Source organism: Actinoplanes sandaracinus (assembly GCF_030009775.1).
Classification (GTDB): domain Bacteria; phylum Actinomycetota; class Actinomycetes; order Mycobacteriales; family Micromonosporaceae; genus Actinoplanes; species Actinoplanes sandaracinus.
This window is the reverse complement of record NZ_JASCTH010000012.1, coordinates 246,072-260,221: the sequence shown is the minus strand read 5'-3', so window position 1 is coordinate 260,221 and position 14,150 is coordinate 246,072. Positions and strand designations below refer to the sequence as shown.

Genomic DNA, 14,150 nt, shown 5'->3' with positions numbered 1-14,150 from the left:
GTCTCCTTCGAGGGATTTATCGGCCGTTCACCGGCTTAACATCACCGGCTTAGCATGATCGCCTGCTGCGCGGGCTGGGCTTTCTCACCATCGGGCTGTTCGATGAGGCGGATCCGCGCCGCGGCCACGAGTCCACGCTCGACATCATCGCGTTGGGTGAGCGCCTCGGCTTCGACCGGGTCGAGCGACTTCTCGCGGCGGGCGGCGTCGTCGAGGTCCCGCCGGACCTGGTGGACTTCGAGCGGATCCAGCTCTCGCACATCCGGGCCTTCCGCACACCACCTGGGCTGGCAGCCGGCAGCTGGGCCGGTGCGTGACGCGTTACCGGTCACGCCGATCCGGGATCGGAGTTCGACAACCAGTGGTGAACTGCGGGCCAGGGATTCCAGGGCCAGATCGCGCACGGGATCAGCCGGTATCAACTGGCCACGGTTCGTCTTTTCCAGATACGTCACTGTCTCCCGCACCACCGAACACTATGTGAGAGGTGCTCGGCGAGCCCGTCGCCGTCGGTCGGTCACGTATTCGTCCACGCGCTGAGGTAACCGTCATGGCAGGATCGAGAAGTGGAGAAGCCGTACCGGCCGTCGGCCCTGAGGGTCATGGCCGAGTATGGAGTCGACGACCCGGTCTGGGACTCGGACATGGAGCACATGGGTCCGGTGGCCCTTGAGGACCTGGGCGTCAGCGCGCGGCTTGTCCGGCGGCTGCGAGCGTGGAATGACCAGTTCAATGGCGTTGCTCTGACGGGCTTCGACTTTCCCCACGTGGAGGAAGCGGACCGCTGGCGACAGACCGGACTGGGACTGGCCTATGAGCTGCAGAACGAGTTGCCTGACATCGAGATCAGCTACGTCGAGGACGCAGACCCGAGGCCGGTGAGAGAGCGGCGCGGTCCTTGACATAGCCACCGACGGAGCCGATGGGACTCGCCGGGACTACCTCCTCGAAGTTCAGGGCGGTGACTCCGACCCGCGCCGCCGTCGACGCCGCACGAGGTTCGGGTGTCCCGTCCGGGGCGGCCGTGACCGCCGGCTACTCCACGTACAAGCGATGGCCCTGGGTCGTCCCCGGCCGGGCGCCGGCCGGAGGGTCGGCCGCGCCCCTCGTCATCGGCGGCATCCCCGGGCTCCACCCGGCTGTCCGCGCGGCCCGCCTCTCGCCCGCCGGGGCCGTTCAGTCGCCGCGCGCATGCCGCCATCTGGAGAAATAGATGAACATAGCTGATTTTCGGGGATAACCTTGTCGTATCCAATCAGATCTTTGGACAGGCGGTGGCGCGCATGTCCGACCGCAGACCCGTGATGCGGCAGCGTCAGCTTGAGCTGACGCTCTGTCACCTTATTCGTGCGATGACGGTGTCGCACACCAGGGTTCGTCGCCTGGCCGCTCTGCGGATCGGGATCTCGATCACGCTCGCCGCCATCGGCCTCATGACCGTCTTCGCCGGCTCGGTGAACTCCACCCCGTTCATCCGGTCGCTGAGCATCACGGTCACCGTCGCCGGGGCGCTGTGGGCGCTGATCTACTCGATGGGACTGGCCTCCTGGGCGCACCGCGAACTGCTCCGGGCCGCGCTGCTGCAGGAGACCTTCGAGGTGCGGCTGTTCCATCTGACCTGGAACCACGCGCTCGCCGGCGACGAGGTGCCCACCGAGGACGTGCACAAGCTCAGCGGCCGGTTCCGCGGCCCGGAGGACTCGCTGCGCGTCTCCTACGAGATGCCCAACCTGCCGGCCCCGTTCGACGTGCTGGTGCGCCAGCAGCAGAACCTCGCCTGGGGTGGCCGGGTCCGCCACCGTTACGCCCGCATCGTCCTGAGCGGCATCCTCACCTGGGCCGCCATCGGCCTGCTCACCGCCATGGTCCGCGGGTCGACGGTCACCGACTTCATCGTGCAGTGGTGCGTGCCGTCGCTGGGCATGCTGATGCTCGGCTGGGACACGTTCCGCGAACAGCGCGGCATCTTCACCGAGCGGCGGCGTGTCGCCCGGTGGGCCCGGGCCCGCTGCCTGCAGTCGGCGGCCCTCGGCCAGGACCCGGTGATCCAGCAGGACCTGTGGCTGATGGCCCGGCAGGTGCAGGACCAGTTGTTCCTGTCCCGCCGGCGGGCGCCGCGGGTGCCGACCTGGTTCTTCCACCGCTACTACACCCAGGACAGCAGCGACTTCACCGCCGGCCTCGCCGAGATGCGCCGCTCCCTGCTGGCGGCCGGCCTCCAGTCGCGCCCGCCCCGGACCCGCACCTGACCGGCCGACCGTGAGCGGACCCGTCAGCGGGTGGGGTGGGCGAGCCGGGCGGCGAGGCCGTCGACGAACATCGTCAGGGCGAACTCGAAGCTGTCCCGGTCGACGGTGTCGGCGTGTTCGCGCAGGCGGTGGGCGTCGCCGAGGGAGGGGTAGCGGTCCAGGTAGACCTGGACGTCGTCGACGAATCCCCGGGAGAAGCTGCCCATCGCGGCGCCCAGGACCAGGTATTTCGTGGAGGCGCCGATCATCGTGGCGTCGCGTGGGGGCCAGCCGGCGGCGACCAGGCCACCGTGGATGGTGTCGGCCCGGCGCAGGGAGGCGTCGCGCTGGCCGGGGCCGCGTGCCAGGAACGGGACGATGTTGGGGTGCTCGGCGAGGGCCGCCCGATAGGACCTGGCCCAGGTCAGCAGGCCCTCACGCCACCCGTGGACGAACGCGGACACGTCCACCTTCTCGATGATCTCGTTGGCCACGTCGTCGAGCAGGTGTTCCTTGGTGGGGTAGTGGAAGTACAGCGCCGGGGCCGAGACGCCTTGGGCGGCGGCCAGTTTACGCATGCTCAGGCCGTCCAGGCCGTCCCGGTCGATGATCTCCAGCGCGGACGCGCGGATGCCGGCCTGGCTGAGCAGCGGCGTCGTCGGCCGGGGCATGCGGGCCTCCAGGAGAGGGGGTGGTTTGACTAACGCTGTTAAGTTAGCATGGCACGAAGAACCTAACAGCGTTCAGTTACTCGACAGACTCGGGGAGTCGCCGTGGATCTCAGCCTGACGGCGGAGCAGCAGCAGTTCCGTGATCTCGCCCGCGAGTGGGTCGACCGCGAGGTCGTCCCGCACGCCACCGAGTGGGACCGCGCCGAGCAGGTCGACACGAAGATCGTCGGCAAACTCGCCGATCTGGGTTTCCTCGGCCTGGGCATCGACGAGGAGCTGGGCGGCTCGGGCGGGGACTTCCTCACCTACTGCCTGATGATGGAGGAGCTGGGGCGCGGCGACACCTCGGTGCGCGGCATCGTCTCGGTCTCGCTCGGGCTGGTGGCCAAGAGCATCCAGGCGTATGGGACGGCGTCCCAGCGGCAGCGATGGCTCCCGGCCATGTGCGCGGGGGAGCTGCTGGGCTGCTTCGGGCTGACCGAGCCGGGCACCGGGTCCGACGCCGGGTCGCTGATCACCAAGGCGGTCCGTGACGGCGACGACTGGGTGATCTCCGGCGAGAAGATCTTCATCACCAACGGCACCTGGGCGGGCGTGGCGCTGATCTTCGCGCGCACCGGCGGCCCGGGGCCGAAGGGGATCACCGCCTTCCTGGTTCCCACCGACTCACCCGGCCTGCGCCGGAAAGAGATCAAGGGAAAGCTCGGTCTGCGCGGGCAGGCCACCGCTGAGCTCGGCCTGGACGAGGTCAGAGTCGGCGACGACCACAGGCTCGGCGCCGAGGGCACCGGTTTCAAGATCGCCATGGCGGCGCTCGACAAGGGCCGGATCGCGGTCGCCGCCGGCTCGGTCGGCCTGGCCCGCGGCTGCCTCGAGGCCGGTGTCGCCTACGCCAAGGAGCGCACCCAGTTCGGCAAGCCGATCGCCGGTTATCAACTGGTCCAGGAGATGATCGCCGACATCGCGGTGGAGGCCGACGCCGCCCGGCTGCTCGTCTGGCGGGCCGCCGACCTCGTCGACCGCGGCCTGCCCTATCGGACCGAGGCGTCGATGGCGAAGCTGTTCGCCACCGAGTCCGCCGTCAAGGCCGCCAACCAGGCCATTCAAATCTTCGGAGGGTACGGCTACGTCGACGAGTTCCCGGTCGGCAAGGCCATGCGTGACGCCCGCGTCACCACCCTCTACGAAGGCACCAGCCAGATCCAGAAACTGCTCATCGGCCGTGCGCTGACCGGGATCAGTGCTTTTTAAAGGGGGTTCCATGAGGGTCGCCATCGTCACCGGCGCCGCGCGGGGTATCGGCGCGGCCACCGCACTGCAGTTCGCCCGTGAGGGCTCGGCCGTCGCCGTGCTCGACCTGGACGAGCAGGCCTGCGTCGAGACCGTCGACCGGATCCGGGCGGGCGGCGGCACGGCGGTCGCCTACGGCTGCGACGTCGCCGACGAGTCCCAGGTGGACGCGGTCGTCGACAAGGTCGCCGGCGAACTGGGCGGGGTTGACGTGCTGGTCAACAATGCCGGTGTGCTGCGCGACAATCTGCTGCACAAGATGTCCGTCTCCGACTGGGACATCGTGATGGGCGTGCACCTGCGGGGCGCGTTCCTGTGCAGCCGGGCGGCCCAGCGGCACATGGTCGCCAAGCGCGCCGGCAAGATCGTGAACACGTCGAGCGTGTCCGCGCTGGGCAATCGGGGGCAGGCCAACTACGCCGCCGCGAAGGCCGGCATCCAGGGCCTCACCCGTACGCTGGCGATGGAACTGGGTCCGTTCAACATCAACGTCAATGCGGTGGCGCCCGGTTTCATCGTCACCGACATGACCGACGCCACCGCCGCCCGGGTCGGCATCTCCGCCGCGGACATGCGGGCCAAGGCCGCCGAGATCACCCCGTTGCGCCGGGTCGGCCGGCCCGAGGACATCGCCCGGGTCGTCGCCTTCCTGGCCAGCGATGCCGCCTCCTTCATCACCGGCCAGACGATCTACGTCGACGGCGGACGCCGTCTCTAGAAGGGACCAGCACGACAATGCGCCGCACTGTTTTCAATGAGGACCACGAGGCGTTCCGGCAGACTCTGCGGGACTTCATCGAGACCGAGGTGGTTCCCCGCTACGACCAGTGGTTCGTCGACGGCCAGGTGCCGCGGGACTTCTACAAGCAACTCGCCGAGCTGGGCCTGTTCGGCATCGAGGTGCCGGAGGAGTATGGCGGCGCCGGCATCGACAGCTTCAAGTTCGCCGCGATCCAGACCGAGGAGACCACCCGCGCCGGTGTCTCGTTCGGGGCGGCCGGGGCGCACGTCGCGCTCGGCCTGCCCTATCTGCTGGACCTCGGCACCGAGGAGCAGAAGCGGCGCTGGCTGCCCGACTTCGTCTCCGGCGACACGATGTACGCGCTGGCCATGACCGAGCCCGGCACCGGCAGCGACCTGGCCGGCATGAGCACCACGGCGAAACTGTCCGAGGACGGCACGCACTACGTGCTCAACGGCGCCAAGACCTTCATCACCGGCGGTGTCCTCGCCGACCGGGTGATCGTCTGCGCGCGCACCTCCCCGCCGAAGCCCGACGACCGCCGGTTCGGCATCACCCTGCTGGTCGTCGACACGACGCTGCCCGGTTACTCGGTCGGCCGCAAGCTCGACAAGCTGGGCCTGCGCACCTCGGACACCGCCGAGCTGGCGTTCGTCGATGTCAAGGTGCCGGTCGGCGACCGGCTCGGCGAGGAGAACAAGGGCTTCTCCTACCTCGGCAAGAACCTGCCGAAGGAGCGGCTCAGCATCGCCTACGGCGCGTACGCGCAGGCCGCCGCAGCGGTCCGGTTCGCCAAGCTGTACGTGCAGGACCGCAAGGTCTTCGGCCAGACGGTCGCGAGCTTCCAGAACACCAAGTTCGAGCTGGCCGCCTGCCAGGCCGAGGTCGACGCCGCGCAGGCGGTCGCCGACCGCGCTCTGGAGGCTCTCGACGCGGGCGAGCTGACCGCGGCCGAGGCCGCCTCGGCGAAGCTCTTCTGCACCGAGGTCGCGCACCGGGTCATCGACCGCTGCCTGCAGTTGCACGGCGGCTACGGCTTCATCAACGAGTACCCGATCGCCCGCCTCTACGCCGACAACCGGGTCAACCGGATCTACGGCGGCACGTCCGAGGTCATGAAAATGATCATCGCGAAGGACATGGGGCTCTAAGAACGCCGATGTCGTACGGCCACCCCGCCGAACCGAAGCCGTGGCCGTCGGCGGAGCCACCATGCGACCATCCCCCGTGGTCCGGCCCGCAGCGCCCGCTGCGGGCCGATCCGGTGGGCCCGCACACCGCCGGGCGCCGGGTGGAACGGTCACTGTCCGGCGGGGTGGAGCGGGTCGTGCCGCCGGTGTCGGCGGCCGCGGACGGCGGCGGCCACATTGACCACCACGGCGCCGGCCGCCAGGCCGCCGACCAGCGCGATCGCGGCCGAGTGCCCCCAGTCGCCGCTCAGCGAGGGCGTGGCCCCACCCTGCCAGGGGCGGGCCACCGATCGGTCTGCGGCGATGTGTGCCGGTGACTTAGGCTGCCGGGCATGGCGCTCCTCCACAAGGCACAGATCGTCCCGGGCAAGGCCGAGTTGCTCGCCCGCTGGCTGCCCACCCGTTCCTGGTACACCGGGCCCGCGACCGCGCCGGAGCGGGTCGCCTCGGCGCGCTTCGACGACCCGGCCGGCGAGGTCGGCATCGAGACGATGATCGTGCGTGCCGGGGACGGGTCGTTGCTGCACGTGCCGCTCACCTATCGGGGCGCGCCGCTGGCCGGGGCCGACCAGTGGCTGGTCGGCACCACCGAACACTCGGTGCTGGGCACCCGCTGGGTCTACGACGCGGCCGGCGACCCGGTCTACGCCGCCCAGGTGGCCGAGGTGATCAGGACCGCCGGGCGGGAGGCCGTGGAGGAGGTCGAGAGCGACGGGGAGCTGGTCCGCCGGGAACCGTCCCTGCGGCTGCGCGGCAGCGGCGACGCCGCCGGCGCGCGAGAGCTGACCGTGATCCGCGTCCTCGGCCCGGTCCCGCCCGGCGCCACCCTCACCGGCGCCTGGGACGGCGACGGCTCGCCGGCCGTCCTGGCGGTCCTGTCCTAACCGGCCGGCGGCGAGTGTCAGCGGGCCTCGGCGGCCTCGGTGGCCTTGCGGGCGGCGATCAGCACCGGGTCCCACACCGGGGCGTACGGCGGCGCGTACCCCAGGTCGAGTGCGGTCATGTCGGTGACGGTCATCCGGTTCCAGACGGCGACCGCGAAGGCGTCGATGCGTTTGGCCGCCTCGGTCCGCCCGACGATCTGGGCGCCGAGCAGCAGCCCGGTGTCCCGTTCGGCGATCACCTTGACGGTCATCGGCACCGCTCCGGGCATGTAGCCGGCCCGGTTGGTGGATTCGACGGTCGCCGTGACGAACTGGAATCCGGCCGCTTCGGCCTCGCGGGAGGAGAGCCCGGTCCGTGCCACCTCCAGGTCGCAGATCTTGGTGATGCCGGTGCCGATCACCCCGGGGAAGGTGGCGTACCCGCCGCCGATGTTGATGCCCGCGACCCGCCCCTGCTTGTTGGCGTGGGTTCCGAGCGGCAGGTGCATGGGACGTCCGCTGACCAGGTGGGTGACCTGGGTGCAGTCACCGGCCGCCCACACCCCCTCGACGATGCCGTCCGGCCCGGTGACGCGCTGCCGCAGGTCGGTGGCGAGCCCCCCGGTCGCTCCGAGGGGCAGCCCGGCGGCGTCGGCGAGCGCGGTGTCGGGGCGCACGCCCAGGCCGAGCACGACCACGTCGGCGGGGAGCACGCCGTCGTCGGTGACGACCGCGCTGACCCGGCCGCCGGCGGTCTCCAGGGCTTCCACGGTGACGCCGGTGCGCAGGTCGATGCCGAGGCCGCGGATCGCGTCGGCGACCAGGGTGCCCATGTCCGGGTCGATGATGGACATCGGCTGCTCGGCGCGTTCGACCAGGGTGACCCGCAGGCCGCGGCGCTGGAGCGCTTCGGCCATCTCGACGCCGATGTAACCGGCGCCGATGACCACGGCGGTCCTCCGGCCGGGCAGCCACTCCTGCAGCGCCGCGCCGTCCCCGAGGGTCTGCACGCCGAAGATCCCCTGGGCCGGGGTGTCGGCCCAGCCGGGGCGGATCGGGCTGGCGCCGGTGGCGTACACGAGCTGGTCGAAGTCTTCGGTGCGGGTGCCGTTCGCGGAGCGGACGGTGACGGTCCGGGCGGCGAGGTCGATGCCGGTGACCTCGTGGCCGGTGTGGATCTCGATCCCGTTCTCCCGGTGGGTGGCGGGGTCGCGGGCGATCAGCGCGTCCGGCCCGTCGACCAGCCCGCCCACCCAGTAGGGGATGCCGCAGGCCGAGTAGGACGTGAAGTCGCCCCGCTCGAACGCGACGATCTCGAGTTCGCCGGGCTTGAGCCGGCGCCGTGCCTGGGACGCGGCGGACATGCCTGCCGCGTCGCCGCCGATCACGATGAGTCGCACCCGGCCATTCTGCCTGTGTTGCCGGTGGATTTCCGTCAAAGCTGCGCGGAGTGGTTGCCCGCCACATCGTCACGGTTCTATGGTGACCCTCACCGATACGTCATTGCCGTCTGTTTCCGTGACCGATCGTCGAAGCGCTTCGACCGATTCTTGCCGATTGGGTAACCGCTGGTCAAGCTGCCGGGCGGTCATTCCACCGTGCCCTTATATAAATGCGAAGGAGATCGCTATGCGTCTCAGACGCGGGCTGACCGCGCTCGTCGCGGCCCTGTTTGTCGTGCCGATCGCCCCGGGCGCGGCGCGGGCCGCCGATCCGGCCTATCCGTTCCGTGACCCGAGCCTGCCCCTGGCCACCCGTGTCGACGACCTGGTCGGCCGGCTCACCCTCGATGAGAAGATCTCCCTGCTGCACCAGTACCAGCCGGCGATCCCGCGGCTCGGCCTGAGGGTGTTCAAGTCCGGCACCGAGGCGCTGCACGGCGTCGCCTGGTCCAACGACTACCGCAACAACTCCGCCAAGATCGACGCGACGGCGACGGTGTTCCCGCAGGCCGTGGGTCTGGCCAGCACCTGGGATCCGTCGTTGATCAAGCGTGTCGGCGCGGCCGTCGGCGACGAGTTGCGCGGTTTCCACGCCCAGGACCCGGTCGTCTGGGGCCTGAACACCTGGGCGCCGGTGGTCAACCTGCTGCGCGACCCGCGCTGGGGCCGCAACGAGGAGGGCTACTCCGAGGACCCGCTGCTCTCCGGCGCGATCGCCACCGCCTACGGCCGGGGACTGCAGGGCGACGACCCGGACCACCTCAAGACCGCGCCGACGATCAAGCACTACGCCGCCTACAACAACGAGACGCTACGCGACCGGACCTCGTCGAACGTGCCGCAGCGCGTGCTGAACGAGTACGACCGCAAGCCGTTCGAGATCGCGCTCACCAACGAGGCCGCGACCGGTGTGATGGCCTCCTACAACCTGATCAACGGGCGGCCCGCGACCGTCGACCCCGATCTCGGCACGCTCGTGCGAGACTGGAGCGAGCAGCGGCTCTTCAACGTCAGCGACGCCTGGGCGCCGACCAACCTGACCGGCTCCCAGGCCTATTTCGCCACCCAGGCCGAGGCGAACGCCGCCACCGTCAAGGCCGGGCTGGACAGCTTCACGGTCAACGACACCAACGCCGTGCCCACGGTCACCGCGATCAAGGAGGCCCTCGCGCAGGGGCTGCTCACCGAGGCGGACATCGACCGGTCGGCGGGCAACGCGCTGAGCATCCGTTTCCGGCTCGGCGAGTTCGACCCGGACGGTGGCCCGTACGCGCGCATCTCGCCCTCGGTGATCGACAGCCCGGCGCATCGCGCGCTGGCCCGGGAGACCGCCGCGGAGGCCGCGGTGCTCCTCAAGAACGACGGGATTCTCCCGCTGACGGCCGGCGGTTCGGTCGCGGTCGTCGGCCCGACCGCCGACAAGCTCTACAGCGACTGGTACGGGGGACAGCTCCCGTACCGGGTGAGCGTCCTCGACGGGATCACCGAGCGGGCGTCGTCGGTCTCCACCAGCGCGGGCGCCGACCGGATCGCCCTCAAGGAGGTGTCGACCGGCCGCTACGTGGCCGCCGGCGCCACCGCCGTGGGCGTCACCGAGACCAGCGCGACCCCGGCCGCCCAGTTCGACAGCGTGGACTGGGGTGACGGCGTCTCCACGCTGCGCAGCGTGGCCAACGGCAAGCTGGTCAGCTACAACTGGGGCCCGTTCGTGGCCAACGCCGACGAGCCGAACGGCTGGTTCGTGCAGCAGCAGTTCAAGCAGGAGCGGCAGGCCGACGGCACGTTCGTGCTGCGCTACACCGGCTATGAGACGCAGGAGTCCTGGTTCGGGGCCAACCACTACGTGACCGTCGGCGCCGACGGCAACCTGACCCTCGGGTCCCCGGACGCCGCCGGTGCGGCGAAGTTCGCCAGGGAGGTGCTGGTCGACGGTGTCGCCGAGGCCGCCGCGCGGGCGAAGAAGGCGCAGACCGCGGTGGTCGTCGTCGGCACCGACCCGTTCGTCGCCGGCCGGGAGGTCCACGACCGGGCCTCCACCGATCTCGGCGCCCGCCAGGAGGCCCTGATCAAGGCGGTCAAGGCGGCCAACCCGCGCACGGTCGTGGTGCTGCAGAGCAGCTACCCGCAGACGATCAACTGGGCGCAGGCCCACGTGCCCGGCATCCTCTGGACCACCCACGCCGGCGCCGAGACCGGGCACGCGGTCGCCGACGTGCTCTACGGCGACGTCAACCCGGCCGGCCGGCTGACCCAGACCTGGTACCGGTCGACCGGCCAGCTCCCGGCCGACCTGCTCCAGTACGACATCGTCAACACGAACCAGACCTACCTGTACAGCGAGGCCACGCCGCTCTACGCGTTCGGTCACGGCCTGTCCTACACGCGGTTCCGCTACGGCGTGCCGGTCGTGAAGGACGGCCACGTGAGCGTGCGGATCACCAATGCGGGGAAGCGGGCCGGTGACGAGGTGGTCCAGCTCTACACCCACCAGCGCACCTCCCGCGACGCCCAGCCCAACAAGCAGCTGCGGGCCTTCGAGAAGGTCACCCTGGCGCCGGGTGAGTCGGAGACCGTCACGTTCGCGCTGAAGCCCGCCGATCTGGCCCGCTGGGATCAGACCCGGCAGCGCTGGGTGACCGAGACCGCGGTTCACGACGTGCTGCTCGGCTCGTCGTCGAGCGACATCCGGCAGCGGGCCACCCTCGCGGTTCGCGGTGAGACGATCCCGCCGCGGGATCTCCGCCAGGAGACCAGGGCGGAGACCTTCGACGCGTACGCCGGAGCTCGCCTGCTCGACGAGACCAAGGCCCGCGGCACCGTGGTCGGCGCCTCGGCGGCCGGTGACTGGATCGCCTTCAAGGACGCCGCCCTGCGTGGTGGCACCACCTTCACCGCCCGTGCCGCGGGCAGCGGAAGCATCGAGGTGCGCCTGGGCTCGCCCGCCGGACGCCTGCTCGGCACCGCGACACTCGCCGACACCGGGGGCGTCTACCGGTACGCGACCGTGACCGCCACGCTCGCCCGGTTCTCCGGTCGCCAGGACGTCTATCTGGTGCCCGGCCCGGGCCTGCGCCTGGCCACGTTCAGCATTCGATGACGGGGGGCGGGGGTGTGCCCGTCCGGGCGCACCCGGCGCTGATCAGTAGGATCGACGGAAGGACACGCTGTGGCGACTTGGGGAGGCTCCGTGCCGACGATCAACGACGTCGCCAAAGCGGCCGGAGTGTCGCCCAGCACGGTGTCCTACGTCCTGAGCGGCCGTCGCCCGATCTCGGCGGAGACCCGGGCCCGGGTGCAGGCCGCCATCGCCGAGCTCGGGTTCCACCCGCATGCCGGCGCCCGTGCCCTGGCCAGCAGCAAGACCAACGTGATCGCCCTGGTCGCGCCGCTGCGGGTGGACGTGAACGTGCCGGTCATCATGCAGTTCGCCACCGCCGTGGTGACCGCCGCCCGGTCGTACAACCATGATGTCCTGCTCCTGACCAAGGACGAGGGCACCGCCGGCCTGGAGCGGGTCGCGCACAGCACCATGGTCGACGCGTTGATACTGATGGACCTGGAGCGCGACGATCTGCGCATCCCGGCCCTGCGCAAGCTGAAGCAGCCATCCGTGCTGATCGGCCTGCCCGCCGACCACACCGGCATCGCCTGCGTCGACCTCGACTTCGGCGCGGCGGCCCGGACGGCCCTGTCCCACCTGGCCGGGCACGGCCACCGCAGGATCGGGCTGGTGGGCCCGTCGCCGGCGGTCTACCGGCGGCAGACGACATATGCGGACCGCTTCCTCGCCGGTTTCCTGGAGGCGTCGGCCGACCTCGGCCTGCGGACGGTGACGCACCCGTGCGAGCCGGGCGCCGAGGGTGTCCGCTCCTGCATGGCCGACCTGGACGCCGAACTCGACGGCCTCACCGCGCTGGTGGTGCACAACGAGGAGGCGCTGCGGCCGCTGCTGGACCTGTTGCGGGCCACCGGCCGCCGGGTGCCCGAGGACATCTCGATCGTGGCGATCTGCCCACGGGACGTGGCGATCTCGATGCCGGTCAACCTGACCTCGATCGACATCCCCGCGCACGACGTCGGCACGCTGGCCGTGGAGACCGCGATGCGGCTGCTGGAAGGCCGTCGCGTCGAGTACACCCGCCTGCTCGAACCGAGCCTGGTCGAGCGGGACAGCTGCCGCGAAATCTCCACGTCACACCGTTGACATGAGCCACGCTCGTTCCATAGCGTCTCGACAAGAGCCATCGTCGAAGCGCTTCGACGGAGCCTCGCTTGACCGTTTCGCTTCCCCAGCGACTTCCTCGACCAGTCCCCCTGGGAGGACGGCTATGTTCCGATCACGCTCCGGCCTGGCCGCCGGTGCTCTCCTTCTGGCAGCGACCCTCGGCCTCACCGCCTGCAGCAGCGGCGACGACGGATCCACCGAGGGCGCCGACGCGAAGGTCCTGACCCTCTGGCACTACGAGGCGCCGGAGAGCGCCATGGGCGTCGCCTGGAACAAGGCGATCGAACTCTTCAAGGCGAGCCACCCCGGCGTCGAGGTCAAGTTCGAGGAGAAGGGCTTCGAGCAGATCCAGCAGAACGCCCAGATGATCCTCAACTCCGACAGCGCGCCCGACATCCTGGAATACAACAAGGGCAACGCGACCGCCGGCCTGCTCTCCAAGCAGGGCCTGCTCACCGACCTTTCCGCGGAGGCGGCGAAGCGCGGCTGGGACAAGAAGCTGAGCGCCAGCCTGCAGGCCACCGCCAAGTACGACGAAGACGGCATTATGGGCGGCGGCAAGTTCTTCGGCGTGCCCAACTACGGCGAGTTCGTCACCGTCTTCTACAACAAGAAGCTCTTCGAGCAGCACAAACTGGCGGTCCCGGCCACCCTCGACGAGTTCACCAAGGTGATGGACACCTTCGTCGCGAACAAGGTGACCCCGCTCGCGGTCGGCGGCGCCGAGTACCCGGCCCAGCAGATCTTCTACGAGCTGGCCCTGTCGAAGGCGGACCGGGCGTTCATCGACGACTACCAGCTCTTCAAGAACAAGGTGGACTTCAAGGGGCCGCAGTTCACCTACGGCGCGCAGACCTTCGCCGACTGGGTCGCCAAGGGCTACATCGGCAAGGACTCGGCCGGCATCAGGGCCGAGGACATGGGCGTCTCCTTCACCCAAGGCAGGTTCCCGATCCTGATCTCCGGATCCTGGTGGTACGGCCGGTTCGCCAAGGAGATCAAGGACTTCGAGTGGGGCACCTTCCTCTTCCCGGGCAACAAGCTGCACCCGGGCTCCAGCGGCAACCTCTGGGTGGTGCCGGAGAAGAGCAAGGCCAAGGCGCTGGCGTACGACTTCATCGACATCACCATGTCGCCGGAGGTGCAGGCGCTGCTCGGCAACAGCGGCGGTGTCCCGGTCGCGGCCGACGCGTCGCAGATCACCGACCCGAAGAACAGGGAACTCGTCGAGACCTTCAACAAGATCTCGACCAGTGACGGGCTCGCTTTCTACCCCGACTGGCCGGCGCCCGGCTACTACGACGTCATGGTCGCGGGCACCCAGGGGCTGATCAACGGCTCGAAGACCCCGGACGCGTTCCTGGACGAGATCGCCAAGCCGTACCACGAGAACCTGGCCGACCTCGGCAAATAGGCGTGACGCGCGGCGCGGGCGGTGACCACCGCCCGCCCCCCGAATGGAATGGGCCCGGCGTGGCCGGTGGTTTTGTTTAAAAACC

14 protein-coding genes are annotated in these 14,150 nt (G+C 70.0%); 10 read left to right on the top strand and 4 right to left on the bottom strand.

All coding sequences use genetic code 11. The annotated features are described in order from the left end of the window. Positions 1-41: 41 nt before the first annotated feature. A complete protein-coding gene (locus tag QLQ12_RS20155) occupies positions 42-467 on the bottom strand; it encodes a hypothetical protein (protein ID WP_282761757.1) in 426 nt (141 codons plus the stop codon). A gap of 99 nt (positions 468-566) precedes the next feature. Here QLQ12_RS20155 and QLQ12_RS20150 point away from each other — a divergent pair, with 99 nt between their 5' ends. The 3 genes from QLQ12_RS20150 to QLQ12_RS20140 all read left to right on the top strand — a co-directional run bounded on the left by QLQ12_RS20150 (position 567) and on the right by QLQ12_RS20140 (position 2,249). Then, the gene (locus tag QLQ12_RS20150; RefSeq protein WP_282761756.1) at positions 567-902 is read left to right on the top strand and encodes a hypothetical protein; all 336 of its coding nucleotides are present in this window, start codon (positions 567-569) and stop codon (positions 900-902) included. 59 nt (positions 903-961) lie between these two features. Continuing rightward, positions 962-1,213 carry a hypothetical protein gene (locus QLQ12_RS20145; RefSeq protein WP_282761755.1) on the top strand — a complete coding sequence of 84 codons (252 nt, stop codon included), beginning with the start codon at positions 962-964 and terminating at the stop codon, positions 1,211-1,213. A 70-nt stretch (positions 1,214-1,283) separates the two neighbouring features. Further along, positions 1,284-2,249, top strand: a complete 966-nt coding sequence (locus tag QLQ12_RS20140) for an S-4TM family putative pore-forming effector (protein ID WP_328518293.1) — start codon at positions 1,284-1,286, stop codon at positions 2,247-2,249. Between the two features lie 23 nt (positions 2,250-2,272). On the opposite strand, the gene QLQ12_RS20135 is transcribed toward QLQ12_RS20140, so the two are convergent. Further along, positions 2,273-2,899, bottom strand: coding sequence for a TetR/AcrR family transcriptional regulator (locus tag QLQ12_RS20135; protein ID WP_282761754.1), 627 nt, complete (start codon positions 2,897-2,899; stop codon positions 2,273-2,275). Positions 2,900-3,001: 102 nt separating this feature from the next. Between QLQ12_RS20135 and QLQ12_RS20130 the strand changes: the two genes are divergently transcribed. Genes QLQ12_RS20130 through QLQ12_RS20120 form a run of 3 tightly spaced genes read left to right on the top strand, consistent with a single transcriptional unit; the run spans position 3,002 to position 6,082 of the window. Next, positions 3,002-4,150, top strand: coding sequence for an acyl-CoA dehydrogenase family protein (locus QLQ12_RS20130; RefSeq protein WP_282761753.1), 1,149 nt, complete (start codon positions 3,002-3,004; stop codon positions 4,148-4,150). Between the two features lie 10 nt (positions 4,151-4,160). Beyond that, positions 4,161-4,907 (top strand): 3-oxoacyl-ACP reductase FabG, encoded by a 747-nt coding sequence (gene fabG, locus QLQ12_RS20125; RefSeq protein ID WP_282761752.1) that lies wholly within the window; start codon positions 4,161-4,163, stop codon positions 4,905-4,907. 17 nt (positions 4,908-4,924) lie between these two features. Continuing rightward, the gene (locus QLQ12_RS20120) at positions 4,925-6,082 is read left to right on the top strand and encodes an acyl-CoA dehydrogenase family protein (RefSeq protein ID WP_282761751.1); all 1,158 of its coding nucleotides are present in this window, start codon (positions 4,925-4,927) and stop codon (positions 6,080-6,082) included. Between the two features lie 149 nt (positions 6,083-6,231). Here QLQ12_RS20120 and QLQ12_RS20115 read toward each other — a convergent pair whose 3' ends face one another. Next, positions 6,232-6,408, bottom strand: coding sequence for a hypothetical protein (locus QLQ12_RS20115; protein WP_282761750.1), 177 nt, complete (start codon positions 6,406-6,408; stop codon positions 6,232-6,234). A 45-nt stretch (positions 6,409-6,453) separates the two neighbouring features. Here QLQ12_RS20115 and QLQ12_RS20110 point away from each other — a divergent pair, with 45 nt between their 5' ends. Next, a complete protein-coding gene (locus QLQ12_RS20110) occupies positions 6,454-7,005 on the top strand; it encodes a CG0192-related protein (RefSeq protein ID WP_282761749.1) in 552 nt (183 codons plus the stop codon). A gap of 17 nt (positions 7,006-7,022) precedes the next feature. On the opposite strand, the gene QLQ12_RS20105 is transcribed toward QLQ12_RS20110, so the two are convergent. Next, positions 7,023-8,384, bottom strand: a complete 1,362-nt coding sequence (locus QLQ12_RS20105) for an FAD-dependent oxidoreductase (protein ID WP_282761748.1) — start codon at positions 8,382-8,384, stop codon at positions 7,023-7,025. A gap of 229 nt (positions 8,385-8,613) precedes the next feature. Between QLQ12_RS20105 and QLQ12_RS20100 the strand changes: the two genes are divergently transcribed. From QLQ12_RS20100 to QLQ12_RS20090, 3 genes are all read left to right on the top strand, one after another. After that, entirely contained in the window at positions 8,614-11,523 is a 2,910-nt protein-coding gene (locus QLQ12_RS20100; protein ID WP_282761747.1) for a glycoside hydrolase family 3 protein, read from the top strand. Positions 11,524-11,613: 90 nt separating this feature from the next. After that, a complete protein-coding gene (locus tag QLQ12_RS20095; protein WP_282761746.1) occupies positions 11,614-12,630 on the top strand; it encodes a LacI family DNA-binding transcriptional regulator in 1,017 nt (338 codons plus the stop codon). A gap of 124 nt (positions 12,631-12,754) precedes the next feature. Then, positions 12,755-14,065, top strand: coding sequence for an extracellular solute-binding protein (locus QLQ12_RS20090; protein ID WP_282761745.1), 1,311 nt, complete (start codon positions 12,755-12,757; stop codon positions 14,063-14,065). Positions 14,066-14,150: the final 85 nt, after the last annotated feature.

What these genes read in the sequence shown, in the direction of transcription:
- QLQ12_RS20140 (WP_328518293.1), top strand. Translation starts at nt 1,284, where the DNA reads ATGTCCGACCGCAGACCCGTGATGCGGCAGCGTCAGCTTGAGCTGACG.
- QLQ12_RS20135 (WP_282761754.1), bottom strand. Translation starts at nt 2,899, where the DNA reads ATGCCCCGGCCGACGACGCCGCTGCTCAGCCAGGCCGGCATCCGCGCG.
- fabG (WP_282761752.1), top strand. Translation starts at nt 4,161, where the DNA reads ATGAGGGTCGCCATCGTCACCGGCGCCGCGCGGGGTATCGGCGCGGCC.
- QLQ12_RS20120 (WP_282761751.1), top strand. Translation starts at nt 4,925, where the DNA reads ATGCGCCGCACTGTTTTCAATGAGGACCACGAGGCGTTCCGGCAGACT.
- QLQ12_RS20110 (WP_282761749.1), top strand. Translation starts at nt 6,454, where the DNA reads ATGGCGCTCCTCCACAAGGCACAGATCGTCCCGGGCAAGGCCGAGTTG.
- QLQ12_RS20100 (WP_282761747.1), top strand. Translation starts at nt 8,614, where the DNA reads ATGCGTCTCAGACGCGGGCTGACCGCGCTCGTCGCGGCCCTGTTTGTC.
- QLQ12_RS20090 (WP_282761745.1), top strand. Translation starts at nt 12,755, where the DNA reads ATGTTCCGATCACGCTCCGGCCTGGCCGCCGGTGCTCTCCTTCTGGCA.